The organism is Burkholderia sp. CpTa8-5, from assembly GCF_017815045.1.
Lineage (GTDB): Bacteria > Pseudomonadota > Gammaproteobacteria > Burkholderiales > Burkholderiaceae > Burkholderia > Burkholderia sola.
Map to the genome: position 1 here is coordinate 69,809 of NZ_JAGIQD010000021.1, position 25,373 is coordinate 95,181.

At 68.2% G+C, this 25,373-nt stretch carries 19 protein-coding genes and 1 pseudogene; 4 read left to right on the forward strand and 16 right to left on the reverse strand.

The genetic code is table 11. The features are described from left to right. The first annotated feature begins 10 nt into the window (after positions 1 to 10). Positions 11 to 1,828, forward strand: coding sequence for a glutamine--fructose-6-phosphate transaminase (isomerizing) (gene glmS, locus J8I35_RS26085; RefSeq protein ID WP_209927689.1), 1,818 nt, complete (start codon positions 11 to 13; stop codon positions 1,826 to 1,828). 174 nt (positions 1,829 to 2,002) lie between these two features. On the opposite strand, the gene J8I35_RS26090 is transcribed toward glmS, so the two are convergent. Beyond that, a complete protein-coding gene (locus J8I35_RS26090; protein WP_089488326.1) occupies positions 2,003 to 2,362 on the reverse strand; it encodes an avidin/streptavidin family protein in 360 nt (119 codons plus the stop codon). 607 nt (positions 2,363 to 2,969) lie between these two features. Here J8I35_RS26090 and J8I35_RS26095 point away from each other — a divergent pair. Further along, a complete protein-coding gene (locus J8I35_RS26095) occupies positions 2,970 to 4,046 on the forward strand; it encodes a glycosyltransferase family 2 protein (protein WP_050013720.1) in 1,077 nt (358 codons plus the stop codon). A gap of 106 nt (positions 4,047 to 4,152) precedes the next feature. Continuing rightward, positions 4,153 to 5,340 carry a glycosyltransferase family 87 protein gene (locus J8I35_RS26100; RefSeq protein ID WP_209927732.1) on the forward strand — a complete coding sequence of 396 codons (1,188 nt, stop codon included), beginning with the start codon at positions 4,153 to 4,155 and terminating at the stop codon, positions 5,338 to 5,340. Here the strand turns inward: J8I35_RS26100 and J8I35_RS26105 are convergent. The 15 genes from J8I35_RS26105 to J8I35_RS26175 form a co-directional block, all read right to left on the reverse strand. Beyond that, complete coding sequence (locus tag J8I35_RS26105) at positions 5,304 to 6,344, reverse strand: TadG family pilus assembly protein (RefSeq protein ID WP_209927695.1); 1,041 nt, start codon at positions 6,342 to 6,344, stop codon at positions 5,304 to 5,306. The two genes, J8I35_RS26100 and J8I35_RS26105, sit on opposite strands and share 37 nt — an antisense overlap. Continuing rightward, entirely contained in the window at positions 6,337 to 6,765 is a 429-nt protein-coding gene (locus J8I35_RS26110; RefSeq protein WP_050013717.1) for a TadE family protein, read from the reverse strand. Before J8I35_RS26110 ends, J8I35_RS26105 begins: the two co-directional genes overlap by 8 nt. Next, positions 6,762 to 7,619: a tetratricopeptide repeat protein gene (locus J8I35_RS26115; protein ID WP_209927697.1), complete on the reverse strand. Its 858-nt coding sequence runs from the start codon at positions 7,617 to 7,619 to the stop codon at positions 6,762 to 6,764. The genes J8I35_RS26110 and J8I35_RS26115 overlap by 4 nt, the downstream gene beginning before the upstream one ends. Next, positions 7,616 to 8,560 (reverse strand): type II secretion system F family protein, encoded by a 945-nt coding sequence (locus tag J8I35_RS26120; RefSeq protein WP_124556669.1) that lies wholly within the window; start codon positions 8,558 to 8,560, stop codon positions 7,616 to 7,618. Before J8I35_RS26120 ends, J8I35_RS26115 begins: the two co-directional genes overlap by 4 nt. After that, a complete protein-coding gene (locus J8I35_RS26125) occupies positions 8,557 to 9,534 on the reverse strand; it encodes a type II secretion system F family protein (protein ID WP_209927699.1) in 978 nt (325 codons plus the stop codon). Before J8I35_RS26125 ends, J8I35_RS26120 begins: the two co-directional genes overlap by 4 nt. Beyond that, positions 9,531 to 10,970: a CpaF family protein gene (locus J8I35_RS26130; RefSeq protein WP_050013786.1), complete on the reverse strand. Its 1,440-nt coding sequence runs from the start codon at positions 10,968 to 10,970 to the stop codon at positions 9,531 to 9,533. The genes J8I35_RS26125 and J8I35_RS26130 overlap by 4 nt, the downstream gene beginning before the upstream one ends. Beyond that, positions 10,967 to 12,190 carry an AAA family ATPase gene (locus J8I35_RS26135; RefSeq protein ID WP_124556666.1) on the reverse strand — a complete coding sequence of 408 codons (1,224 nt, stop codon included), beginning with the start codon at positions 12,188 to 12,190 and terminating at the stop codon, positions 10,967 to 10,969. Before J8I35_RS26135 ends, J8I35_RS26130 begins: the two co-directional genes overlap by 4 nt. Positions 12,191 to 12,211: 21 nt before the next feature. Continuing rightward, entirely contained in the window at positions 12,212 to 12,595 is a 384-nt protein-coding gene (locus J8I35_RS26140) for a CpaD family pilus assembly lipoprotein (protein WP_209927701.1), read from the reverse strand. 14 nt (positions 12,596 to 12,609) lie between these two features. Continuing rightward, on the reverse strand, positions 12,610 to 13,992 hold the full coding sequence (locus J8I35_RS26145; protein WP_209927703.1) for a type II and III secretion system protein family protein: 1,383 nt from the start codon (positions 13,990 to 13,992) through the stop codon (positions 12,610 to 12,612). A gap of 71 nt (positions 13,993 to 14,063) precedes the next feature. Next, positions 14,064 to 15,104, reverse strand: coding sequence for a Flp pilus assembly protein CpaB (cpaB, locus tag J8I35_RS26150; protein WP_209927705.1), 1,041 nt, complete (start codon positions 15,102 to 15,104; stop codon positions 14,064 to 14,066). Between the two features lie 17 nt (positions 15,105 to 15,121). Further along, the gene (locus J8I35_RS26155; RefSeq protein WP_124556662.1) at positions 15,122 to 15,604 is read right to left on the reverse strand and encodes a prepilin peptidase; all 483 of its coding nucleotides are present in this window, start codon (positions 15,602 to 15,604) and stop codon (positions 15,122 to 15,124) included. Between the two features lie 89 nt (positions 15,605 to 15,693). After that, a complete protein-coding gene (locus J8I35_RS26160) occupies positions 15,694 to 15,876 on the reverse strand; it encodes a Flp family type IVb pilin (RefSeq protein ID WP_050013708.1) in 183 nt (60 codons plus the stop codon). A 601-nt stretch (positions 15,877 to 16,477) separates the two neighbouring features. Further along, positions 16,478 to 19,057: an EAL domain-containing protein gene (locus tag J8I35_RS26165; protein ID WP_209927706.1), complete on the reverse strand. Its 2,580-nt coding sequence runs from the start codon at positions 19,055 to 19,057 to the stop codon at positions 16,478 to 16,480. 61 nt (positions 19,058 to 19,118) lie between these two features. Further along, on the reverse strand, positions 19,119 to 22,808 hold the full coding sequence (locus tag J8I35_RS26170) for a response regulator (protein WP_209927708.1): 3,690 nt from the start codon (positions 22,806 to 22,808) through the stop codon (positions 19,119 to 19,121). Between the two features lie 42 nt (positions 22,809 to 22,850). Next, complete coding sequence (locus J8I35_RS26175; RefSeq protein WP_348522283.1) at positions 22,851 to 24,074, reverse strand: ABC transporter substrate-binding protein; 1,224 nt, start codon at positions 24,072 to 24,074, stop codon at positions 22,851 to 22,853. A gap of 862 nt (positions 24,075 to 24,936) precedes the next feature. Here J8I35_RS26175 and J8I35_RS34700 point away from each other — a divergent pair. Beyond that, positions 24,937 to 25,239: pseudogene (locus J8I35_RS34700) on the forward strand (preprotein translocase); the annotation flags it as partial. Positions 25,240 to 25,373: the final 134 nt, after the last annotated feature.

The following is a 25,373-nucleotide window of genomic DNA, read 5'->3' on the forward strand; positions in this document are numbered from 1 at the left end:
GAGACGTGTCATGTGTGGCATCGTCGGCGCGGTCGCGCAACGGGACATCGTCCCGGTTCTGATCGAAGGTTTGCGCCGCCTTGAATATCGCGGCTACGATTCATGCGGCGTGGCGACGGTCGTCAACGGCCAGGCACGCCGCGAGCGCAGCATGTCGCGCGTCGCCGATCTCGACGCGCATGTGCGCAGCGCCGGCCTGGCCGGCAGCACCGGCATCGCGCACACGCGCTGGGCTACCCACGGCGCGCCGGCGACCTGCAACGCGCATCCGATCTTCTCGCGCGACGAAATCGCGCTCGTGCACAACGGCATCATCGAGAACCACGAAACGTTGCGCAAGCAACTATCCGACGAACACTACGAGTTCGACGGCCAGACCGACACCGAGGTGGTCGCGCACCTGATCCACAGCAAGTATCGCGGCGACCTGCTCGCCGCCGTCCGCGACGCGACCTCGCAGTTGCACGGCGCCTATGCGATCGCGGTGTTCAGCAAGCGCGAGCCGCAGCGGCTGATCGGCGCGCGGGCCGGCTCGCCGCTCGTCGTCGGCGTGAAGGACGGCGAATGCTTTCTCGCGTCCGACGCGCTCGCGCTCGCCGGCATCACCGACCGCTTCATCTTTCTCGAGGAAGGCGACATCGTCGAACTGACGCCCGGCGGCGTGCGGGTGCTCGATCGCACCGGCACGCCGATCGAACGCGCGATACAAACCATTCCGTCCGTGCAGGGCGTGGTCGAGCTCGGGCCGTACCGGCATTTCATGCAGAAGGAAATTTTCGAGCAACCGCAGGCCGTGGCCGCGACGATCCCCGATGCCGGACTGTTCGATCCGGCCATATTCGGCCCCGACGCGCCGCGCGCGTTCGAGCAGATCGACAACGTGCTGATCCTCGCATGCGGCACGAGCCACTACGCGGGCCTGACTGCCCGCCGCTGGCTCGAGACGATCGCGCGCCTCCCCGCGCAGGTCGAGATCGCGAGCGAATACCGCTACAGCGACGCGCTCGCGATGCCGAATACGCTGGTGGTCAGCGTGTCGCAATCCGGCGAGACCGCCGACACGCTCGCCGCGCTCAAGTACGCGCAGGCGCTCGGCCACATCGACACGCTGGCGATCTGCAACGTGCCGACCAGCGCGATGATGCGCCAGACCGGCCTGCGCTTCCTGACGCGGGCCGGCCCGGAAATCGGCGTCGCGTCGACCAAGGCGTTCACGACGCAGCTCGCCGCGCTGTTCATTCTCGCCGTCACGCTCGGGCGGCTGCGCGGCTACGTCGACGATGCGCAACTCGCGCGCTATACGACACAGTTGCGGCGGCTGCCTGGCGCGCTCGAAGACGTGCTGGGGCTGGAGCCGCAGATCGAGCGCTGGGCGGCGGAATTCTCGCAGCATGAAAACGCGCTGTTTCTCGGGCGCGGGCTGCACTACCCGATCGCGCTCGAGGGCGCGTTGAAGCTGAAGGAGATTTCGTATATCCACGCGGAAGCGTATCCGGCCGGCGAGCTGAAACACGGGCCGCTGGCGCTCGTCACGCACACGATGCCCGTCGCGACGATCGCGCCGAACGACGCGCTGCTCGAAAAGCTCAAGTCGAACATGCAGGAAGTGCGCGCGCGCGGCGGCCAGCTTTACGTGTTCGCGGACGCCGATACGCGGATCGACAACGGCGAAGGCGTGTCGGTGCTGCGCATGCCCGATTACTACGGGTTGTTGTCGCCGATTCTGCACGTCGTGCCGTTGCAGTTGCTCGCGTATCACGCGGCGTGCTTGCGGGGTGCGGATATCGACAAGCCGAGGAACCTGGCGAAATCGGTGACGGTCGAGTGAGGGGTTTGCGTGACGAGGGGCTGGCCCGCGGAGGTCGCCTGGCGATCAAACGGGCCCGCCGTACACGATTCGAGCAGGGACGATTGACGCTTTCAACGGGAACGGCCCTCGGTTGCCCGGACATCCCGCTGACCGGCCCGCCCTTCTGCCCCGAACCCTCCACTTCCGGGTACGTTAATCGGCGACTCTGTCGAATGTATCCGCATTGGTCTGAACGGCATGTGCCCAGCCGAACGCCGATGATCGTGAGCCTTGTCGTGGCGCCTTGCTGGTCACGACATGCCATACGGTCTGCAGCTTGCCGTCACGCAGCATGCCGGTGAAAGAACAGATCGCCGACACCAGGTCGTTCGACATGCCGAAAGCGAAGTTGATGCAATCGCCATACCCGACGCCGGAGACGGGCAGATCATGACCAAAGAACGCGCTGTCCCGCAACGCCGTGCTGAATACGCCACGGATGACGCCATTCTTGTCGTCCGCGATGGTCAGCGTAGAACCATATTGATTACGCCACGTGCCAATCCAGTTCATCACGCACCTCCTGAGCCCCGGACACTTGATCGCCTGCCAGGCGGCCGCGCGTGCTTGTCGTTCTTCTTCCGGCGGCAAAATGGGCGCTCGAGCCAGCGCCGTGCATCGGCGAGCGCCGTTGTGACGAGTGAAGCCTGATACGAATCGAGCAATAGCAAAAAATTGCTGGCGCCCGCGATCCGGCATGACCACGGAAAGTATAGATGGTCGTCAGACGATATGAAGGGCTGCATGTCGCGATCCGGGCAGCTCGTACGCTCTTGTTCCCTACTTTATTCGCCGTAACATCGCGCATGGCGCGAAGTCTCGCCTCTGTCGCCGCGGCGACTTCGCGAGCGGTCGCGGACCTTCTTCCGCGCTGAGCGTCATGGGTCATTCTGAAGAAATTCGATACCAGGTTGATCGCAAAAGCACGATGTCGCATGCACCGTCAAAAATCGTGCTTGAATCTTCGAGTTCTTCGTACGATATTTGAACCGCACGGCGTGCTCGTGGGCAAACGAGCAGCCCGGAACCGAATTCGCGCCGACCAGGCCCGACCCGTGCGGCAAACGACAACGGGAACCATACGGTGCAGCGCAGGCCAGATCTCTCGGGAGACCGCAGGATGTCCACGCAAGCCAGGAAGCCGTTGATATCGCTCGTCGTGCCGTTTCACGACGAAGAAGAAACGATCGACGCGTTCTTTGCCGAAACGCTGCCCGTTCTCGAGTCGGTCGCGTCGGTACGCTTCGAGATCGTCTGCGTCAACGACGGCAGCCGCGATCGCACGCTGGACCGGCTGCGCTCGGTCGCCGCCGGCGACCCGCGCGTGCACGTCCTGGACCTCACACGCCGCTTCGGCAAGGAAGCGGCGCTCACCGCGGGCCTCGACGAAGCGGCCGGCGCGGCCGTGATCCTGATCGACGCCGACCTGCAGGACCCGCCCGCGCTGATTCCCGCGATGCTCGAACGCTGGCGCGCAGGCGCCGAGGTCGTCGCCGCGAAGCGCACCGACCGCCGGTGCGACCCGCTGATGCAGCGGGTGGCCGCCGCGCTCTACTACCGCGTGCACAACCGGCTCTCCGAAGTCGAGATGCCGGAGAACGTCGGCGATTTCCGGCTGATGGACCGCGAGGTCGTCGACGCGCTGCGTGCGTTGCCGGAACGGCGGCGCTTCATGAAAGGGCTGTTCGCGTGGGTCGGCTACCGGACCGAGATCGTCGAATACACGCGTGCGGCGCGTAGCGGCGGCCGCTCGAAATTCTCCGGATGGCGGCGCTGGAATTTCGCGCTCGAGGGCATCACGAGCTTCAGCACGGTGCCGCTGCGCGTGTGGACCTATGTCGGCCTCACGTTCGCGATGCTGTCGCTCGCGTATGGCGCGTTCATCGTCGCGCGCACGCTGCTGTACGGCAATCCGGTGCACGGCTACCCGTCGCTGATTTCCGTCGTGCTGTTCGTCGGCGGCATCCAGCTGATCGGCATCGGCGTGATCGGCGAATACCTCGGCCGGATCTATCACGAATCGAAGCAACGCCCCGTCTATCTCGTGAGGCGGCACTACCGTGCCGAGCGCGATGCGGCCGCGCGACCGGCATCGAAGCTGCTGCAGTTTCCGCTCAAGCGTGCGCACTCGGCGCGCCGCCGGGCCGCGACGCCGGCCGCCGCGAGCATCACCGCCCGCAAGACGTCGTTCAAGTAGCACCGGGCCGCGTCAATTGGACATCCTCCGGCAATCGACCCGCCCGGCCGAGCAGCCGGTCGTCGCATGGCTCACGTCGCGACGCGTCGTCCTGTACAGCGCGCTGATGCTGGTGTCGTACGCGGTGTTCATGGCGATCTGGACGGCGGTCGCGCGTCACGCTTCCGTCACCGGCGGCGTGATGCCGCGGCCCGGCGCCGACTTCTCGGTGTTCTGGTCCGCGTCGTACGTCATGCTGCACGGCGCGCCGTCGCACGCGTACGATTTTTCCGCCTTCTCGCGGCTGACGACCGCGCTGTTCCCGCACCTTCCGCGCGACGTCTTCGCGCCGTGGCTGTACCCGCCCACCTATCTGCTGCTCGTGACGCCGCTGGCGCTGCTGCCGTTCGCGCTCGGGTATCCGCTGTTCGTCGCGTTCGGCGTGTCGATGCTCGGCCTCGCCGCGTGGCGCGTATCCGGCCTCCGCGCGATTCCCGGCGCATCGCGCGCCGGCGCCTTCGCGCTGATCGCCGCGCCGAGCGTGTTCGTCACCGCGACGCTCGGGCAGAACGCGTGCCTGACCGCATCGTGTGCGGCGCTCGCCGTTCATTGGGCCGACCGGCGACCGCTGTGGGCCGGCCTCTGCATCGCGCTGCTGTCGGTCAAGCCGCAGATGGCGCTGCTGTTCCCGTTCGTGCTGGTCGCCGTGCGCGCATGGCGCACGATCATGTGGGCCGCGCTCGCGACCGGCGCATTCGTCGCATCGAGCGTGCTCGTCTGCGGCGTCGCGTCGCTGCGCCTGTTCGTCGCGAGCGCCGGCCTCGTCCGCTCGATCATCCTCGAGCATGGCGTCGGGTTCTGGCTCGCGTCGCCGACGCCGTTCGCGGCGCTCCGCCTCGCGGGCGTGCCGCTCGGCGCCGCGTATGTCGCCCATGCCGGCATCGCGGCGATCGCGATCGCCGCGGCCTGCGTCGTCTGGACGCAATCGCGCGACACCCGCGTGCGCGCGGCCGTGCTGGCGGTCGCGACGCTCGTGGCGAACCCGTACGTGTGGCACTACGAGCTCTCGTGGCTCGCGATCGCGATCGCCTGCATGCTGTCGATCGGCTGGCGCGACGGCTGGCTGCGCGGCGAACAGGCGGCGATCGCGCTGATGTGGGCACTGCCGATCGCCGAATACCTGAACCCGTGGCTGCAGTTGCCGCAGATCGGCCCGGCCGTGACGCTCTTCGCGCTATTGATGCTGCTGCGCCGCGCGCGGCACGACGCGCGCAACACTCACAGCGCAAGCCGCGGCGGCACGTACACGCCGTAATACGGCCCGACGCCGGTCGCGACGCCGGTCATCTTGACGCCGGCGACGAAGTGCCCCTGGATGTACTTGTAGCTGCCGCCCAGCGCCACGTCGATGCGGAACGCGGCGAACGCGACGATCGGCACGGTGGTGCTGCTCGACGTCTGCGTGACGACCGGCAGCACGACCGTCGTGCCGACCGGCACCGACGTGTAGAGCGTCGCTTTCACGCCGGTCGCGAGATTGATGCTGTCGCCGATATTGAGCGTGGTCGGGTTGCCGGTCACCATCAGGCCGCCCATCGTCGTCGTGTCGGTCGCGGTCGACTGGAACGACGTCCACTGGCCGCCCATGCACAGCGCGCCATACGTCTGGCCGTTCGTGATCGAAAACTCGTACGGCAAGCCCGTCAGCGGATTGATCAGCGGCTGGTTGGTCTGCGCGTTCCAGTACTGGTTGTACACGCACTGGTCGATCGCGATCGGAAAGAGCCCGCCCGCCGCGACGCCACCCGGCGCGGCGAGCACCGCGATCGCGGTCGCGCGGCCGGATGCGCCGGGGATGCCCAGCAGCCCGCCGAGCAGCAGCGGGATCGATCCGCCATTGATGCCCGGCGCGCGCGACACGGTCACCTGCACGGCCGGCACGTCGTAGGGGCCCGGCGTGATCGTGGTCGGCTGCATCGACGCCGGCGTGCGCGTCACGTTCCAGTAGCCGGTCGTCACCGTGCCGGTCGCCAGCGGTGCGCCCGCCGCCGAGTTCAGCGCGATCACGCCGTTCGCTGCCGGCGCGGCCTGCGACCAGTTCAGCGGCCCGCCGGTCGGCGACATCATCGCATCGGCCGCCGCGAGCGCGGCCGCATCCGCAGCATTCTGCAGCTGGTTGCGCACCGTGGCGATCCATGCGATGTCGATCGCCAGCGCGCCGAACGACAGCAGCGGAATCAGGAACATCAGGAAGAACAGCGCGACGGAGCCGCGTTCGCGCGCCGTGCCGCCGGATGGCTTGCCGGCCACGTCATTCATAGAGCATCACCGAGCTGGCCGTGAGCGTCACCGGGCCGGTCAGCGCGCTGAATGCCGAACCGAGCACCATCCCGGAATACGTGTAGGTCACCGTGACCGTCAACGCGGTGCCCGCCGTCGTGCCATTCGCCTGCGTCACGGTCACGGTCGGCGTCGTCGGCGTGCCGCCGGTGATCAGGCTGTTCTGCGTATAGCTGAGCGCGACGTTGGCGATCTGCGTCGGGGTCAGCATCGGCACGCGCAGCACGACACCGGCGCGCGCGGCTTCGCGGCTCGCGTTCGTGATCACGGCCTTGTCGCACAGCAGCAGGCTCACGTCGATGATGCCGATCAGCACCATCAGCAGGAACGGCAGCATCAAGACGAACTCGAGGGATACGACGCCGCGCGCGTGGCGGCCGCGCATCGCCGCGCGTGTCATTTTGCGGCCCCCGCGGCGGGCGGCACCGCATGCGGCTCGAGCGCGGCGCCCTTCAACGGCCGCGCCGCATCGGCGACCGGGCGCGCCGCGAGCTGCGCACGCACCGCCTGGTACACGCGCAGATTGTCGGCCACCGCCGACGCCGGCAGATCCGCGGACAGCAGCTTCTTCGCCGAATCGGTGTTGCCGAGCACGCCATACGCGAACGCGAGATTCTGGCGCGCCTGCCACGGCGCATCGGGCAGCCCGGCCACGTCGAGCAGCACGTTCACGCCCTCGCGCGGACGATTGCTCAGCACGAGCGATAGCCCGAGGTCGACGCGCAGCCCCTGCGCGTCGGGATGGGCGCGGAGCGCGTCCCGGTACACGGCCTGCGCGTCCTCGTGGCGGCCCTGCAGGTCGAGCACCGTGCCGAGCCCTTCCGCCGCAAGCGGAAGGTTCGGCTGGGCGGCGAGCAAGTCGCGATAGCGGCTGGCGGCCTCGTCGAGCCGCCGCTGCCGCAACGCGACGCGCGCGAGCCCGACCTGCGGCCCGAGTTCCGCGGGCGCCTGCTGCCGCGCCTGCTCGTAGAGCACGCGTGCGCGCTCCAGATCGCCGGCGCGGTAGTTGACGTCAGCAAGCCCCAGTTGCGCCGCGAGCGAGTCGGGATGCCGGGCGAGCACCTTGCCGTACAGCGTCGACGCGAGATCGACGTTGCCGCCGACCAGCGCGCTGTCGGCAATGCGCAATTCGGCCTGCGGGTCGTCGCTCTTGTGCGACAGCGCCGGCCGCGTCTGGATGCCCGGCGCGCAGCCGCCGGCCAGCAGCGGCAGCACGGCCGCGAATGCGAACGCGCGTCGCGCGGAGCCTTTCATTTGAACACCTCGAGCAGACGAATGGCCGCCGGGCCTGCCGCGATCAGCCCGACCGTCGGCAGGATGAACAGCATCATCGGCAGCGTGATCTTCGGCGCGAGCTTCGCGGCCTGTTCCTCGAGCGCGACGATCTGTTCGGTGCGCTCGCTGCGCGACAGCGTTCGCAGCGCCTGCGTGATCGGCGTGCCGAACCGCTGCGATTGCGTGAGCGTCGTGGCGAGCGAGCGCGCCGACGGGAAATCGACGCGGAGCGCGAAATGCGCGAGCGCTTCGGACACGTTGCCGCTCAGCGTCAGCTCGTCCGCGCAGACCGTCAGCTCGTCGGCGAGCGGCGGGCAGATGCGCTCGAGTTCGCGTGCGACGCGCCGCACGCCCGACACAAGGCTGTTGCCGGCCATCGTGCAGATCACGAGCAGGTCGAGCGCATCCGGAAAGCATGCGGCGATGATGCGCCGGCGCCGCCGGATCATCGCGCCGAGCACGTATTCCGGCACGATCACGCCGATCACGAACGCGGCGACCATCGCGACCGCCCGGATCACGAAGTATTCGCCGAAGCGCGGAATATACGGGCTGAACACGATCGCGACGCCGGCGAACAGCACGCCGCAGCTGAGCTTGATGCCGATCATCGACGACACCGCCCGCCGTTCGCGAAAGCCCGCGCGCGTCAGTTGCAGCCCGAGCTTCACGCGCTGCATCGGATCGAGCACGGGCAGCCGCTCGCCGAGCTGCGCGAGCCGTCGCGTCAGATCCTGACGCACGTCGCCCGGCTGCAGACGCCCGCCTCCCAGCGACGGCGGCCGCTGCCCGGCGGCCTGCTGCACGCGCACGGCGATCCGCTTGCGCGTGCCGCCGCCCGGCGTCGCGAGCGCCGCCGCGACGCACGCGATCAGCAGCAACAGTTCGAGGCCGCGGGCGGCCAGCATCGACATCGTCATCGCGCGGTATCCAGTTTCGAAATCTTGTGAATCGCCAGCAGGCCGATCGTCAGCAGCCCCGCCGCGATCGTCAGCATCACGCGGCCGGCATGCGTGTCGAACAACAGCATCACGTACGCGCGGTTCACGAGGAACAGCGCGCCGATCATCACGAACGGCACCGCCGAGATGATCTTCGTCGTGATCCGCCCTTCGGCCGTCAGCGCGCGTGTCTTCAGGCGGATGTCGCGACGCGTGCGGATGATGCTCGACAGCTCGTCGAGCGTCTCGCCGAGGCTGCCGCCGGTCTCGCGCTGCAGCAGCAGGTAGACGGTGAAGAACGAGAAGTCCGCGATCATCAGCCGGTCCGCCGCGTGCGTCAGCACGTCCTTCAGATCCGCGCCGACGCGCAGGCTGTCGCCCATCGTGCGGAAGGTCGAGCGCACCGGCTCGGCCGCGCTGTCGCCGACCGTGCTGATCGCCTGCGTGATCGGAATGCCCGCGCGCACCGCCCGCACGATCAGGTCGATCGCGTCGGGGAACGCCTCCAGAAAGCGCAGCCGGAAACGCTCGACCAGCATGCGGTAGCTCGCGCGCATCGCAATCAGCGGCAGTCCGACGTAAATCGCCGGATGCACGACGCTCGGCAGCGCGACGAGCTTCACCGCGACGATCCCGGCGATCGCGCCGGCGATCGTGCTCGCGACGACGATCCGCAGCCCGCGCTCGCCGCCGACCGCGCGCACGCGCGTCACGTAGCGCTGCATCCACGCACGTACGCGGGTTTGCCGGCGCGGCAGGTTGAACAGCGCGACACCGGACCCGGCGGCCTCGCCGGCGTCCCGGCCCGCGAGCGACGGTGCAAGGCGCTGCAGCCGCGCGCGAATGCGCTGCTCCGGCGTATGGCGCGCACGCTCGAGCAACGCGGACAGCCCGAGGCCCGCCGCGAGGATCGCGACGAACGCGCCGAGCGTGAAGAGATCGGCAGCCCTCATTGCCGGAATACCTCGGAGAGCACATCCTCGACGCCGTAGTACGCGGCGCGCGGCGCGAACGCGGGCCGCAGCGACGACGCCTCGAACACGCCCTTCACCGCGTCGCGCGTCGTGTCGCCTTCCTGGCGGAACGCGAACAGGTCCTGCGTGATCACCACCTCGCCTTCCATCCCGACGATCTCGGTGATCCGCGTCACGCGGCGCACGCCGTCGCGCATCCGCTCGACCTGCACGAACAGGTGCACGGCGCTCGCGATCTGACGCCGGATCGACAGCAGCTGCAGGTTCGCGTTCGCCATCATGACCATGCTTTCGAGCCGGCTGATCGCGTCGCGCGGCGAGTTCGCGTGGATCGTCGTCATCGAGCCGTCGTGGCCCGTGTTCATCGCCTGCAGCACGTCGAACGCCTCCGCGCCGCGGATTTCGCCGAGGATGATGCGGTCCGGCCGCATCCGCAGCGCGTTGCGCACGAGATCGCGCTGCGAGATGCCGCCGAGCCCTTCCGTATTCTCCGGGCGGGTTTCGAGGCTCACCACGTGCGGCTGCAACAGTTGCAGTTCGGCCGCGTCCTCGATCGTCACGATTCGTTCGTGCTCCTCGATGTGCTGCGACAGCGCGTTGAGCAGCGTCGTCTTGCCCGACCCGGTGCCGCCCGAGATCACGATGTTCAGCCGGCATGCGCACGCGATCTTCAGCACCTGCAGCATCCCGTGCGAGATGTTGCCCTGATGCGCCATCCGCGCGAGCGTAATGTCGCGCTTCGCGAACTTGCGGATCGAGATCGACGCGCCGCGCATCGCGATCGGCGGCAGCACCACGTTCACGCGGCTGCCGTCGGCAAGGCGCGCATCGACCATCGGGCTGCTCTCGTCGACGCGGCGTCCGACCGCCGCCGCGATCCGCTGCGCGACGCTCGTCACGTGCGCGTTGTCGCGAAACTTCAGCGACGTGAGCTCGAGCCGGCCCGCGCGCTCGACGTACACCTGGTCGGGACCGTTGACGAGAATGTCGGACACGGTGTCGTCGGCGAGCAGCGGCTCGATCGGCCCGACGCCGAACATGTCGTTCAGGATCGCGTCGACGATCAGCACCTGCTCGCCCGCGGTGATCTTCAGGCGCTCGCGCTCGACCGTGTGCGCGGCCACCTGCTCGATGCCCGCGCGCACTTCGTCGCGCGTCTTCATCAGCGCGGCCGACATGTTCATCGACGCGAACACCGCGGTGCGGATCGCGTCGAACTTGCCGGAACGGATGAGGGCCTCCTGCGTATCGGCCGTCGCCGCCGCGCGCGCGGCCGCGGATGCGGCGGATGCGGACGTGGACAGCGACGCCGGCACCGGGCTCGCGGCCGGCGCCGGCGCGTCGTCGCGCGGCGCGGTACGGGAGCCCGCCGGCGCGGGGTCCGGCGTCCGCCGCTTGCGGGTACCGAACGTCACGATCCCTTCCTCCATTTGACGAAGCGCGCATACCACGGCTCGGCGACGGCCATCGATTCGCCGGTGATGCCGTTCGCGAGCAGCCGGATCTCGTCGAGGAAGCCGCTCCGTTTCGCGCCTTCGATCGGCTCGCCGAGGTTCTCGGCGATCGCGAGCGACTGCGCGTCGTGCGGCAGCTCGCGCAGCCGCACACCGCCGAACGCGTCCTCGAAATCGGACTGCGCGACGCGCCCCTTGACCGGCTCGAGCGGATTGTTCAGCACCATCGACAGCATCCGCTCGCCCGGCATTTCCTTCACGAAGCGCGCGAGCCGCGCGGCTTCGTACGCGGCGTGCACCGACCGATCGGCGACGATATAGACGAGATCGGACGCCGTCAGCGCATCCTCGAACAACTTGCCGGCACGCACGCCCACGTCGAACAGCACGTAATGGAAGCGGTCCTTCAGCATGTCGACGAGCTGCGCGATCGCATCGTCGCGCAGCAACGCGTCCTCGCCATAGGCGAGTTCGGCGGACAACACGTGCAGGCGGTCGCCCTTCGTGACGAACATGCGGTCGAACAGCGCGTCGTCGGGGCGCAGTTCCATGTTCAGCAATTCGATCAGCCCGTTGTTGCTCGACAGCCCGAGCATCGAGTTCGCGCCGCCGCCGTGCAGGTTCAGGTCGACGTAGGCGACGCGCCGCCGCTTCTCGCCCGCCAGGCAGCGCGCGAGGCTGACCGCGATCGTCGTCGTGCCGACGCCGCCGCGCGCGCCGACGAAGCTGACGATCTTGCCGGTGCGCACCTGCACGACCGCCTCGGTCGTCGTCAGCGCGCGCCGCATCAGCTCGACGGTCAGCGGCTTCACGATGTAGTCCTGCACGCCGATGCCGAGCAGGTTGCGGAACAGCCCGACGTCGTTCTGCGTACCGATCGCGACGACCCGCACCGACGGATCGCACACGTCCGCGAGCCGCATCAGGTCCGACACCGGCAGCACCGAATCCGACACGTCGACGATCAGCTGGCGCGGCGAGCGCTCGTGCTGCTGCAGCAGCCGGATCGCGTCGTCGCAGTTGCCCGGCTGCACGTGGGCGCGCGTGATCGACAGGTCCTGCGCGACGCGGCGGATCACATCCTCGCTGCCGGCGTCGGACACGACCGCGATGAGGTCCGCCGCACCGGCTGCGGCGGCGTGCTTGGCGTTCTGGCGGTCGAGGACGTTCATGGGCGGCATCGCGATCGCATCGGAAGGGGGTCAATGGCCGGGCGAGCCGGTCGTCGTCAGCGTCTTGCCCGGCGTCGGCTGCTTCACGCGATCCTCGACGTAGCGGCGCACCGCGTCGGCCGCGACCTGCGCATCGGCGCCGCCGTACGGCACGGGCGCGACGAGGTCTTCCGGCCGCGCGAGCATCGTCGCGAGATTCGTGTAGGTCGCGCAGCCGAACGGCACGCCGGGCCGCCCGAAGCCGGCGTCGACGAGCTGCGACGGCTGCATCAGCTTCGCGCAGTCGGGCGGCACCGCACGCACGCCGTCGAAGCCGATCGCGCGGGCATCGGGCAGGTTGATCGGCGGCGGCGTCGACAGGCAGGCCGCGAGCGCCAACGGCAACGGCGCGGTGAACAGGGTTCGAAGTCGCATGCGTGCTCCTCCGGTCAGTACACGAAGCCCGCGGCGCCGACGAGACGCGGCGTGTCGCCGGTCAGCAGGTCGAGCCCGAGGTTGCGCTGGATCGCGAACTCGAGGTCGCTGCTCGGCCGCGCGACGGTGTCGAGCGCCTGCTCGAGCTGGCCGGGCCCGGTCGGCTGCACGATGTACGGCGTCACGATCACGACGACCTCGGTCTTGTTGTCCTGGAAGTTCTTCGACGAAAACAGCCGGCCGATGATCGGCAGCCGGCCGAGCCCCGGGATCTGCGACACGGTATTGGCCGTCTGGCTCTGCAGCAGCCCGCCGATCGCGAAGCTCTGCCCGCTCGACAGCTCGACCGTCGTCTCCACGCGCCGCACGGAGAGCCCCGGCACCGTGACGCCGCCGGTCGTCACGCTGTTGTTCGGATCGACCTCGCTCACCTCCGGGCGCACCTTCAGGCTGATCCGGTTGTCGGCGAGCACGGTCGGCGTGAAGTCGAGCGATACGCCGAAGGGCTTGAATTCGACCGTGATCGCGCCGGTCGTGTTGCCGGCCTGCGCGACCGGAATCGGGATCTCGCCGCCCGCGAGGAAGCTCGCGGTCTGACCGGACATCGCGGTGAGGTTCGGCTCCGCGAGCATCGTGATCAGCCCTTCCTGATCGAGCGCGTCGAGCACGACGTCGATCGACCAGCGCCCCGTATGGAAGCCGCCCACCACCGAATACGCGCCCGTCGGCGACAGGTTGAACAACCGGTTCGTCGAATCGAACAACGTGCGCCCGTTGAACAGCCCGCCGATGAAGTTGCCGGCCGCGCCGAGCGAACTCCAGTTGATGCCGAGCTGCTGCGTGATGTTGCGGCTCACTTCCGTCACGCGCACGCGCAGGTTCACCTGGATCGGGCGCGACAGCGTGAGCCGGTTGACGATCTTTTCCTTGTCGCTCACATACGGCGCGAGCGACTGCATCACGGCGTCCGCGTCGGCCGCGCTCGGCACCTTGCCCGACACCATCAGCGAGCCCGGCGCGCCGGACACCGCCAGCTTCAATTGCGGAAAGCGGCCGTCGAGCACCGTCTGCAGCGACGCGGTGTCGACCTGCACGATCACGGTCCGGCGCAGGATCGGCCGATGATTCGCGCCGAGCGCGATCAGCGTGGTCGTGCCGGCCTTCTTGCCGAACACGAACACGGTGCGCGGCGACGGCACCTGGATGTCGGCGATGCCCGGGTCCGCGACGAACATCGCGGTCGCCGGTTCCGGCAGCGACAGCATCTCGCCCTTGCCGGTCGCGATCGACAACGCCGCGCCGGCGTCCGCCGCGTGCGCGCGCTGCGCGAACGCGACGTCCGGCGCGACGAGCGCGGCCAGGCACCAGAAAGCGATCCAACGAACCATGCGCACCATGCGTGTTCCCGTCAAATGCCGGCCGCCGGGCGGCCGGTTCCGAATCGACACCTCGACACCTCGTCCTCGCGTCACTGCGCGACCGCCGCCCTCGGCACTTGCGCCGTCGTGTCGGCGGCCGCATTGCCCATCGCGGGCGCCGCCGGCGCAACCGGCGTGCCCGGCCAGCCGGACGGCAGCGGCGGGATGCCCGGCATGCCGACGCCACCGACGCCACCGACGCCGGTGCCACGCGAGCCGTCGTCCACCGACGAGCCGCGATAGATCACGACCGTGTTGCCCTGCGGTGCCGCCCGCATGCCCGTGTCGGGCTTCGCGGACGACGAACGCGTCGCGTCCCGGAACGCGCGCGATACGTCGCCGGCCCACACCGGCGGCGTATCGGGCTCCTGTTCGTCGCCGCCCGCGGCCTGGCGGCGATCGCTCGTCGCGAAGCTGCGCAGCGCGAGCGACAGCGAACCGAGGCGCGTCGCGACCAGCACGACCTGCGCGGTGCGCGGCGCGACCTCGAGCGTGACCGTGCGCGCGCGCACCGGCGCGTCGGGCGCGCTCGCGGCCGTCTTCGCACGCTGGAATTCCGAGCCGACCGCGAGCACGCGCGCGCGGCGCACGACCGTCTCGGCTTCGAACGTGCCGGGCGTCGTCGCGGAACCGCCGATCTGCTGCGTGAGCACGACGTCGACGAAGTCGCCCGGCTGGATCAGCCCCGCGTTGCCCGACACGTCGTCGACCGGCACCGAGATCGCGCGCATGCCGGGTTGCAGCGCGGCCGCGAGAAAATCCGGCGCGCCGGCCGGGATCACGTTGTCCGCGCGAATCGGCGCACCGGCGTCCACGCGGTTGCGCAGCAGCGCGCCCTTGAGGTCCGCGCCCGGCTGCGACTCGACGAATGCGCCGGCCGGCACCTGCGCGCGCGGCATGCGCTTCCACGCGAGATCGTTGTCGCGCAGCAGCAGCCCTTCGGGCAGGTCGGCCGCCGCGACGCGCACGTCGACGTCGCTCGCCGCGCCGGGCGCCGACGGCGTCGACGCGGCGACATAGAGCTGGCGCAAGAGGAACGCACCGATGGCGGCAGCGATGATCAGCACGGCCATTCTCAGGGGTTTGGGCATGGCGGCGTGCGTCCCCGCTAGGTGAGCGAAACCGCGTGAGGAAATGGCGCCCAGACGGCCAGTGCGCCGCCGAGCGAGAGCGCGATGCCGTACGGCACGCCACGCGTGTCGATCGCGCGCGCCGGCGCGATGCGGCGACGCTGCCACGCAACGGCCGCGAGCATCGCGAGGCCGCATGCGACGCCGCTCGCCCCGACGATCGTCAACACCGGGAACGCGAGCGCCGGGCCGGCCCACAGGAAGACGGCCGCCGCCAGCTTCACGTCGCCGCCGCCGATCCAGCCGGCGTGACGCAGTCCGGCGAACAGCAGCAGCATCGCCGCGGCGGTCGCGACGTGAGCGGCGAGCTGCGCGAGCCCTTCGCGTGCGAGCGCGGCCGCGACGAAATACAGCATCGCGAACGCGAGTACCGGGCGGTTCGACAGGCGCCGCGTGCGCACGTCCTGCAGCACGAGCGACATCAGCACGAGCGTCGCCGCCGACTGTACGAGATAGAGCATCGGAGAGCCGTCCGTCGGCGCGCCCCGGCTGGATACGTCGTACCGCTGCGGATCCGTGTATTCGTCGGCGGCGCGCGGGTTCAGGGGGATCAGATCAGCGCCGTGACCTTGTTGATCAGCGACGTGAACACGGCCGGCAGGCCGCCGGTGTTGCTGCTCAGGATCACCCCGACCGCAGCCAGCGCGACGACGACGATGCCGGCGAGGACCGCGTATTCGAGCGAGCTGACGCCGCGTTCATCGCGCAGCAGGGATTTGACGTAGTGCAGCATGACAACCTCCGTGTGACGGGGTCGTTGATCGACCGTTGAATGTAAAGACGCGGCGTTGCTTCGGTGGCGTTCACTGCGTTTCGCCCATTCATGACTCATGCGGCAGGCCTGGCAACGGGCCGTTCGCATCCCCCGGAATCCCTTCGATCGCTGCAACGCGAGTTCGGCGGCAATGGAATCCGCCATTACCCGCGCTCGCTTGTTGCCTGACCGCATCGACACGATACGGATCAAGCCGGTTCGTCTAGGGTATAGACAATTTTTTTGGCGTTTTCAAATAATTTAGCGTCGAAATGTATTTATGGAAAAGCCCGTTCACAAGTGAATCGAGATCCCGGCAGTCGGCGTATTATCGTGCCTCCGCATTATGTGGTCGCTATCCACTTTAATAGTCTTACGGCGTCGGGCGGAATGATTTTCCGAATCGCGCACAATTTGCGCATTTGTTCAATTTTCGATTGCCGGGCAGTCCTCTTTATTGCCCGGGTATCGAATTCCGGCAGCCGCCCGGCGTCGCGCGAAACGCGTTCCGCGAGCGTGCCGGTCGACGCCATGCGCACCTCCGCACCGTCCATGCTTCGAGCGCGTCGGCGGCTTCCGGTCAACGGCGATCGCGCGGCTCCGCCCCGCCGAGCGAGCGCAGCGGAGACGGACGGATGCCGAGGCGGGCCACGCCGAGATCGGCCCCGCTCATCGACGTGTGCTCGAACCGCTGGAACGACTCGGTGATGTGCTTGCGCAGCAGCGCGACGTCCCATGGCTTGATCAGCACCTTCTGAACGGACCCGTTGCCGGACGCGTCCGCGATCGACGCGCCGTCGCCGTAGCTGGACAGCAGGATGCGCACGATGTCCGGGTACAGCGCCTTGACACGCTGCAGCAGGTCGAGCCCGGACACGCTCGGCATCCGGAAGTCCGACACGATCACGCCGACGCGATGCTGCGCGAGCAGGTCGAGCGCCTCGTCGGGATCGGTGGTGGCGAGGATCTCGTAGCCGTCGCGGCCGAGCGCCTGCCTGAGCATCTGCAGGACCGCGCGGTCGTCGTCCACCAGCAGCAGCGTACGGTGCAGCAGTTCGCGCTGCCGGCAGTGCTCGGGCAACTCCGAGCCGGCGGACAACATGTCGGCGATCTCGTCACCGGTGACCGGATGGCTGAAGTAGTAGCCCTGCATCGCATGGCAGCGATGCCGGTTCAGGAACGACAACTGGGCCTCCGTCTCCACGCCCTCGGCCACCGTCTCCATGTGCAGCGACTCGGCCATCGCGATGATCGAGCGCGTCAACGACGCACCTTCCGCGCTGGTGGTGACGTCGCTGAGGAACGAACGATCGATCTTGACGACGTCGATCGGCAAGTCCTTCAGGTACGACAAGCTCGAATAGCCGGTGCCGAAATCGTCCAGCGACAGCACGACGCCGAGCGCCTTCAGTTCGCGCAGCGTATGCGCGATCGCATTGGAGTCCTCCATCAGCACGCTTTCGGTCAGCTCCAGTTCGAGCGAGTCCGGCTCGAGACCGGTTTCCGCGAGCGCCGTGCGCACCAGGTGGGCCACGTCCTGCTGCCGGAACTGGCGCGCGGACAGGTTGACGGCGATCCGGATCGGCGGATGCCCTTCCCGGCGCCACGCGACGGCCTGTGCGCACGCGGTGCGCAACACCCACTCTCCGATCGGCAGAATCAGCCCGGTTTCTTCGGCGATCGGGATGAAGCGGTCGGGCGGAATCACGCCGATGCCCGGACGTCGCCAGCGAATCAGCGCCTCGACGCCGCTGATCTGGCCGGTCTTGAGATCGACCTTCGGCTGGTAGTACAGCTCGAGTTCACCGTTCGCGACGGCCTGATGCAGCGCGTTTTCGAGGATGGTCTGCTCTTCGACGCGCGCGCCCAGTTCACGCGTATAGAAGCTGTAGCAATTGCGCCCGTGTTCCTTCGCGCAATACAGCGCGGCATCGGCCGTCTTCAGCAGCGTCTCCGCGTCGGTCCCGTCGGTCGGGTAAAGGCTGACGCCGACGCTGGTCGTCACGTGCAGGTCGTGGCCGTCGAGCACGAACGGCGCAATGAAGGTGTCCAGGATCTTGCGGGCGATCGTGTCCGCGTCCGACGCCGTCGCGAGATTGACCAGCATCACGACGAACTCGTCTCCGCCGAGCCGCGCGACCGTGTCGCCGTCGCGCACCGAACTCTTCAGGCGCGCGGCGACGACCCGCAGCAGCCCGTCGCCGGCCGAGTGACCGAAGCTGTCGTTGATGTGCTTGAAGCGGTCCAGGTCGAGCACCATCACCGCGATCAGCTGCCCGGTGCGCCGCGCCTGCGACATCGCCTGCTCCATCCGGTCGCCGAGCAGGTTGCGGTTCGGCAGGCCTGTCAGCGCGTCGTGATTGGCGAGGTATTCGATACGCCCCTGCTGCATCTTGCGTTCGGTGATGTCCTGCACGATGCCGCGCAGGATGATCGCGTGGTTCGGATCGCGGCCGGACTCCGCCTGGTGCAGCACGCAGCGCTCGGTGCCGTCCGCATGGATCAGCCGATGCTCGATCGAGAACGCGACGCCTTCGGTGCGCAGGCTCGTGTAGGACTGCACAAGGAGCGGCTGCTCGTCTGGCGGCAAGGCCTGCACGAGGCGCTCGAACGTCGGCGGCGTGTGGGCTGCGTCGAGCCCGAGAATCCGGTACAGCTCCGGCGACCAGTAGCCGTCCGTCCGCCCGGCCTGGTATTCCCAGTTGCCGAGGTGCGCGAGCGCCTGCGCATGCGTGAGGCTGACCTCGGTCGTCGCCAGCTTTTCGACCGCCGCGGCCGCGCGCAACAGATAGCGGACCCGATACCCGAGCAGTTTCCACCGCATCGGCTTGGACACGAAGTCGGTCGCGCCGGCGTCGAACGCGCTGGCGATCGATGCGTCGTCGTCGTTGCCCGTGAGCATGACGATCGGCACGCGGCGGCCTTCGGGCAGCGCGCGCAATGCGCGGCAACAGTCGAATCCGTCGCCGCCGGGCATTTCGACGTCGAGCAGGACGACGACCGGACGATGACGCAGGAACGCGTCGATGCCTTCCTGCGGCCCCGTCGCTTCCTCGACGCGAAAGCCTTCCGGTTCGAGCGTCTCCACGACCAGCAGGCGCGTCATGGCGTCGTCGTCGATGATCAGAATCGCCGGCACATCGGCATGTTCCTGGTTCACGAGCATCCTCCTGTTTTGCCGCCGCGCAATCGCCATGGCGATCGGCCGGCCCGGCGTCCGTTCAACCTTCGACGCGCTCCGCGATCAGCGCCGCGTGCGCGTGCCCGAATTCCGCGTCCGTGCCGGCGACCAGCTCCACCGCCGCGCCGACGTCGGCTGCGCGCGCCAGCTGCTCGATCGCGCGACAACGCGCCGACAGCAGGTGCGCGCCGACGTTCGCGCTGCTCGATTTCAGCGTATGGGCGGCCAGCTTCAGCGCATCGGCGTCGCCCGCTTCGACCGCCGCATGCATGTCGCGGATCAGCCGCGGCGCGTCCGCCGCGAATTGATCGATGATCCGCGTCAGGACATCCGGGCGGCCCGGCCGCTGAAGCGCGCGCAATGCATCGAGCGCCTTCTGGTCGATCACGCTGGCGTCGTCGTCCGGATCGGGGGCCGCGCCACCGCCCGCTTCCGGACGCGTATCGATGTCGGCGCCCGTCGTCGCCGCATCGCTTCCGGTTACCGGCGCGCACGCCGCGCCGCCGACATGGCGCGCGAGCATCTGCAGCAGCGCATCGCGGCGAAACGGCTTGCCGAGATAGTCGTCCATCCCGGCGGCCAGGCAGCGCTCGCGGTCGCCGCTGAGCGCATTGGCCGTCAGTGCGATCACCGGCATGCGCGGCGCGCCGGCTTCGGCTTCGCGACGGCGCAGTTGCCGCGTCGCCTCGAAGCCGTCGAGCTTCGGCATCTGGCAGTCCATCAGGACGACGTCGAAACCGTCGTCCGCCAGCCGCTGCAGCGCCTGCTCGCCGTCGTCGGCCACGTCGACCTGATAAGCGGTGTCCTCCAGCATCGCGAGCGCGATCTGCTGATTCACGACGTTGTCCTCCACCAGCAGCACGCGCGCCGCGATCTCGTCGAGCGGCCGGCGCGGACCCGCGGCGGCGTCGTCGGACACCGGCTCAGCAGACGTCAGCCGCGGCGGCATCACGTGCATCGCCGAGGCGATGGCCGCATGGAGATCGGCGCCATGGAGCGGCTTCGTCAGCCGGGCGGCGATGTCGAGTTCGTGCGCCACCAGCACGCTGTCCATCATCTCGAACGCGGTCAGCGTGATGATCCTGAGCGCACGCAGCGACGGATCGCGGCGGATGTACTGCACGAGCGAGATGCCGTCCATGCCCGGCATCCGCACGTCGACGATCGCGAGATCGAACGGCGCGCCGTCGGCGACCGCCGCGCGCAACTGCGCCAGCGCGTCGTCGCCGCCGATCGCCGTGGCGACGCACAGCTGCCATTCGATCGCATGTTCGAGCAGCACGCTGCGATCGGTTTCGCTGTCGTCCACGATCAGCACCTTCAGGCCGGCGAGCGACGGCCGTGCCTCCGATGCGACGCCGACCTCCCCGGACGCCGGCTCGAACGGGGTCGTCACGGTGAACACCGAGCCCTTGCCGGGCGTCGATTCGAGCGTGAGCGCGCCGCCCATCATCTCGGCCAGTTGCCGGGAAATCACGAGGCCGAGCCCGGTTCCGCCGTATTTGCGCGCGGTCGAGTTGTCGGCCTGCTGGAACGGCCGGAACAACTGCGCGGCCACCTCGGGCGCGATGCCGATGCCGGTGTCGGCGATCGTGAACACGATGCGGCCGTCGTCCGCATACGACACGCTGAGCGCGACGTGCCCGTGCTCGGTGAACTTGATCGCATTGCCCAGCAGGTTCGTGAGCACCTGGCGCAACCGCACCGGGTCGCCGCGCATCCATTCGGCAACGGTGTCGCCGCGCCGGTACACGAGCGCAAGCGCCTTGCGTTGCGCGTTCGGCTCCAGCAGCGCGACGACATCGTCGAGCAATTGATGCAGATTGAAATCGACGCGCTCCAGCGTCAGCTTGCCCGCCTCGATCTTCGAGAAATCCAGAATGTCGTCGATCAGCACGAGCAGCGTCTGCCCGGATCGATACACGGTGTCGACGAACTTGCGCTGCTTCGACGTCAGCCGCGTGCGCTGCAGCAACTCGGTCATGCCGAGCACGCCGTTCATCGGCGTGCGGATCTCATGGCTCATCCGCGCGAGAAACTCCGATTTCGCCGAATTCGCGGCTTCGGCCGTGGCGATCGCCGCCTGCAAATCGACGTCGCGGCGTTCGATTTCGTCGAGCATCATGTTGAAGCCGGCGACCAGGGCCGCGACTTCGTCGCGGCCTTTGTGCGTCATGCGCAACGACAGGTCGCTGCCGCTGCGAATGCGCGCCATCGTGCGCGTCAGGCGCGACAGCGGCCCGGAGATCGACGCGCCGAGCCGATGACTGATCAGCAGCCCGCCGATCGCGAGCAGGAACGATACGCCCACGATCATCAGGATCGCGGTCGCCACGGCCCGGTAGACGTCCGATACGATGCCGCGCTGCTGAAGGTCGACGCGCACGGCCTCCTGCTCCGTGTAGGCCGCGAGGCGATTGGCCGTCGTATCGACGTCCGCGACGATGCCCTGCATGGCCACGTCGTTGGCCAGCATGTCGGACTTCACCGCGAGGATGCGGCGCGCGGATCCGGCCAGCTCCGTGGTCAGTCCGACGACCTCCTGGGCGCGCTTCACGTTGCCCGGGCCGTCCGCGGCGAGCGCATCGCGCAGTGCGCCGGCGGATGCGGCGAGCGCACCGATGTTCTTGTGCAGCTCGTCGTCGCCGCGCGCCAGACGGTCGTTGCCGTCGCTTTGCGCGATCATCCGCAGGTCGAACGCCAAAGCGCTGATGCCGCCGTTCACGATCGCCGACAGCGACGCGACGCGCGCGGCTCGCCGCCGGAATTCGATCGCCTCGTCGAGACGCTGTCGCGCCTTGACGATCTGCAATGCGAACGGATCCGCGATCTCCGCGAGCTTCGCGTCCAGCGCCTCGAGCGACTGCAGCACACTGTCCTCTTTCGCGCGGTAGCGGGCCGCGACGGACGGCTCGGCGAACATGGCGCCGCGCAGCGCGACGAGGCCCTCGTGGCCGTCGAGGATGTCGGCCGCCACGCGCCCGAGTGCGGTCGTCACGCCCTGCGCGGTGGCGGCATCGAGGTTCGGCACCGCGAGCGCGAGCGCATTGCGCGCGCCGTCGATCGACGCCTGCATGCGCTCGCGCAGCGGCGCGAGCCGGTATCGGTTCGGCGCGACGTCGACGCGGCCGGCGACGGTGATGATGTCCTTGACGTTGGTGCGAACCTGGTCGAGCGCATGAATCGTCCGGTTGTATGCGGTGTTGGCCGCGAGCGCGCCGCTCACCGCCGCATCGGCGTCGTTGTCCAGCCGCTCGGTTTCCTTGCCGATCTCGGTCAGCAGCGCGGCGCCCCGCGCCTGCACGCGTTCGATCAGCCGGCGCTCGGCGACGAGTTGCGCCTCGCCGCGCAGGCGCTTGTCGACGCCTTCGTTCATCGACCGGAGCATCGTCCGCAGATCGGTGGACGGTTCGTCGATACCGTGCCGGTCGATCGCGCGCACGGCGGCCGTGATGCCGGCGATCCGCTGCAATTGCGTTTCGATCTGCGACGACGACTGCTGCCGCTCCGATGCGTCCTGTGCGTGCTCGAGCCGGCCGAACTCCACCGCGAGTTCCGCATACGCGCGCTGGAGTTCGTTGCTGCGCACCTGCAGCGGCAGCGATTCCGTCGTCAGCGTGCGCACGCCGGACGCAATGCCGTGCACCGCGATCAGGCTGGTCACCGAAATCGCCACCGCGCCCAGCAGCATCAGGCTGGTACTGGTGACGAGCTTCGCCTTGATGTCCATGCAGCCCTCCAGGATCGGAATGGCCTGACGGCCATCCGCCGCTCATTGCGCCGGCACGACCAGCGGCGTGACGTGCCCGTGCGCGATTTCGGTGAGGAACACGTCGTTCAGCGCCTGATGATCGTCGCTGCTCAGGTTGACCACCAGGCCGCCGAGGTCGAGATGGCGGATCGATTCGAGCGCCTGCTTCAGCGTTGCCCGCGTGGGCGATGGCCCCGCGCGCTCCAGCCCGATCAGCGCGACCTTCGCGTCGAGGCAGCCCTCGATGTGCACCACGCCGATGTGCTCGTCCGGAAAGCGCTGGGCGATGAGCCGCGCGCAGTCCCGGATCACCGGGCGATCGCTCTGCGGCAGCGGCACGACCTGCGAAATCAGCATGCCATTCCCTTCGTCGCCGATGAGGCGCAACAGGTCGTCGGTGCCGACGAACGACACCGCCGCGAGATGGGCCGTGAGGCCTTCGCGGTGCGCGGCGCGAACGAATGCGGCGACCGGCGTATACGGGCCGACCATGATGACGACGTCGGGCCGCCCTTCGAGTACGGCCGCCAGACCCGTGTCGACCGCCGTCGTGCCGCGGCGGAACGTGCCGGTGGCGACGACGTCGAGGCCATGGCGGCGCAGCGCGAGCCGCGTGCCCGCCAGCACCGCGAGCCCGAAGCCGTCGTCCTGGTAGAACACCGCGAAACGCGTCGCGTGGTCGTGCGCGATCAAATGATCGACCAGCGCGCGCGTTTCGTCGTCATAGCTCGCCCGGATGTTGAAGACCTCCGGCGTGACCGGCTTGCGCAGCGCCATCGCGCCGCTGAACGTACCGACGAGCGGAATGCCGGCGTCCCGGATCATCGGCAGCACCGCGGTGGTCGTCGGCGTGCCGACGTAGCCGAACAGCGCCAGCACATTGCCCCGCTCGATCATGTCCAGCGTGTTGTCCACCGTCCGGTCGGGTTCGTAGCGATCGTCGGCGACGACGAGGTCGATTTTTCGCCCGTGCACGCCGCCGCGAGCGTTCGCGTCGTCGAATACGGCTTGCGCGCCGATCAGCAGCCCATGTCCGAGGCCTGCGGAATTGCCCGATTGCGCGTTGACCATGCCCAGGCGGATCGTGTCGCCGGTCACGCCGGGCTCCGCCGCGAATCCGGCGCCCTGGCCGCTCAGTGCGGCGCAGCATGCGATCAGCGCCAGCGCCTGCCTGCCGCCGGGACGCGCGAGTGCGCGCAGTAGGTTCGAAGACCAGGTGCGGGAACACATTGGTGCGACTGACACACTCTCGTCCATGTAGGGCTCCCGTTCGGCACCCGGTTGTTCTGATCTGACGATGCGCCCCGCCGCGTGCCGCACCGCTGCCGTGGTACGAGTCGATTAGTCATATATATAGGTGGCATCCGTTGGGACTGCAAGGCGGAGGCGCGGGGCCACGCCGTTGTCGCGGGTTGTGGCGGATTGTTGCGCTGCGGCGATCGAATGCGGGAGGGCGCGACTGTGTGGGATCGCGTGTGCGGCATTTCGATACGGTCGTCAGTGCGTCGGTTTGTTGCGGGAATTGGTGCGCAAGGACCGGACGCCCGTGCGATGTCGCGCGGCCGATTCCGGCGTTCGGAAGAGGGAATGCGCAGCGCGCGGACTTGCGGCGGCGCCGATGCGGCGATACGCCGACGCGTCGCGTAGCCAGGCCGCGCGTTGCCGATCTTGTCGATCGGCAACTTGGCCGCGCCCGTTGTTGGTGTGTCGGTTGAATGCCGCAAGCCGGTTCGACGAGGAATAAGCAACGGACTGCCAAACAAATTGATAGCGCGGCTACGGCCGACATACTGCTCGGACAAGCAACGCCTTTCTGCTTGCCGTGCAAATTGGACACGCTATGCGCGCATCGCCGTTCTCACATGGACTGGGTACGATCCGGGTTGACTATAAAAGCCACACGCTGCGTGAACACGCAACGCGATAAAGGAAACAGGCAAATTGAAAATATCGGCCAATGCATTGATTTCACTGGCCCGCCCTACACGATTCGAACGTGTGACCTACGGCTTAGAAGGCCGCAGTCCGTCACCTGGATCGAGATTGATCGACATCCCGAAACGTCTATACAGACTTGAAATTAAACGATATTTCTGTAATCCACAACACTTCGGAGGACGGAAAGATCGCCGAGCCCCGAAAGGCCCACAACGGTGCACTCGAGGCCGCCGATCTGCCTCACCTCACATTGCACGGACTGCGACGGTCATTCGGTACGCTTTCGGAATGGGTTGAAGTCCCTGTTGGCGTCGTCGCGCAGATCCAAGGACACAAACCTTCCGCGCTGGCCGAGAAACACTACCGACGTCGGCCACTCGATCTTCTGCGGATGTGGCACGATAAAATTGAATCGTGGATGCTGGTACAAGCAGGTCTCGACCATCTCGTTACTTCCGCGTCGGAAGCGTAAACTGGTGGCCAAGCGGAAAAATGGCGCGCAGACGCTAATGGCCACACCTAAAACCACTCATAGCTGAGCAGGTTGCACAAAACCCGATGACGCATAGATCTTTGCGCCTGACAAGACCTTGATCAGAAAGCTAC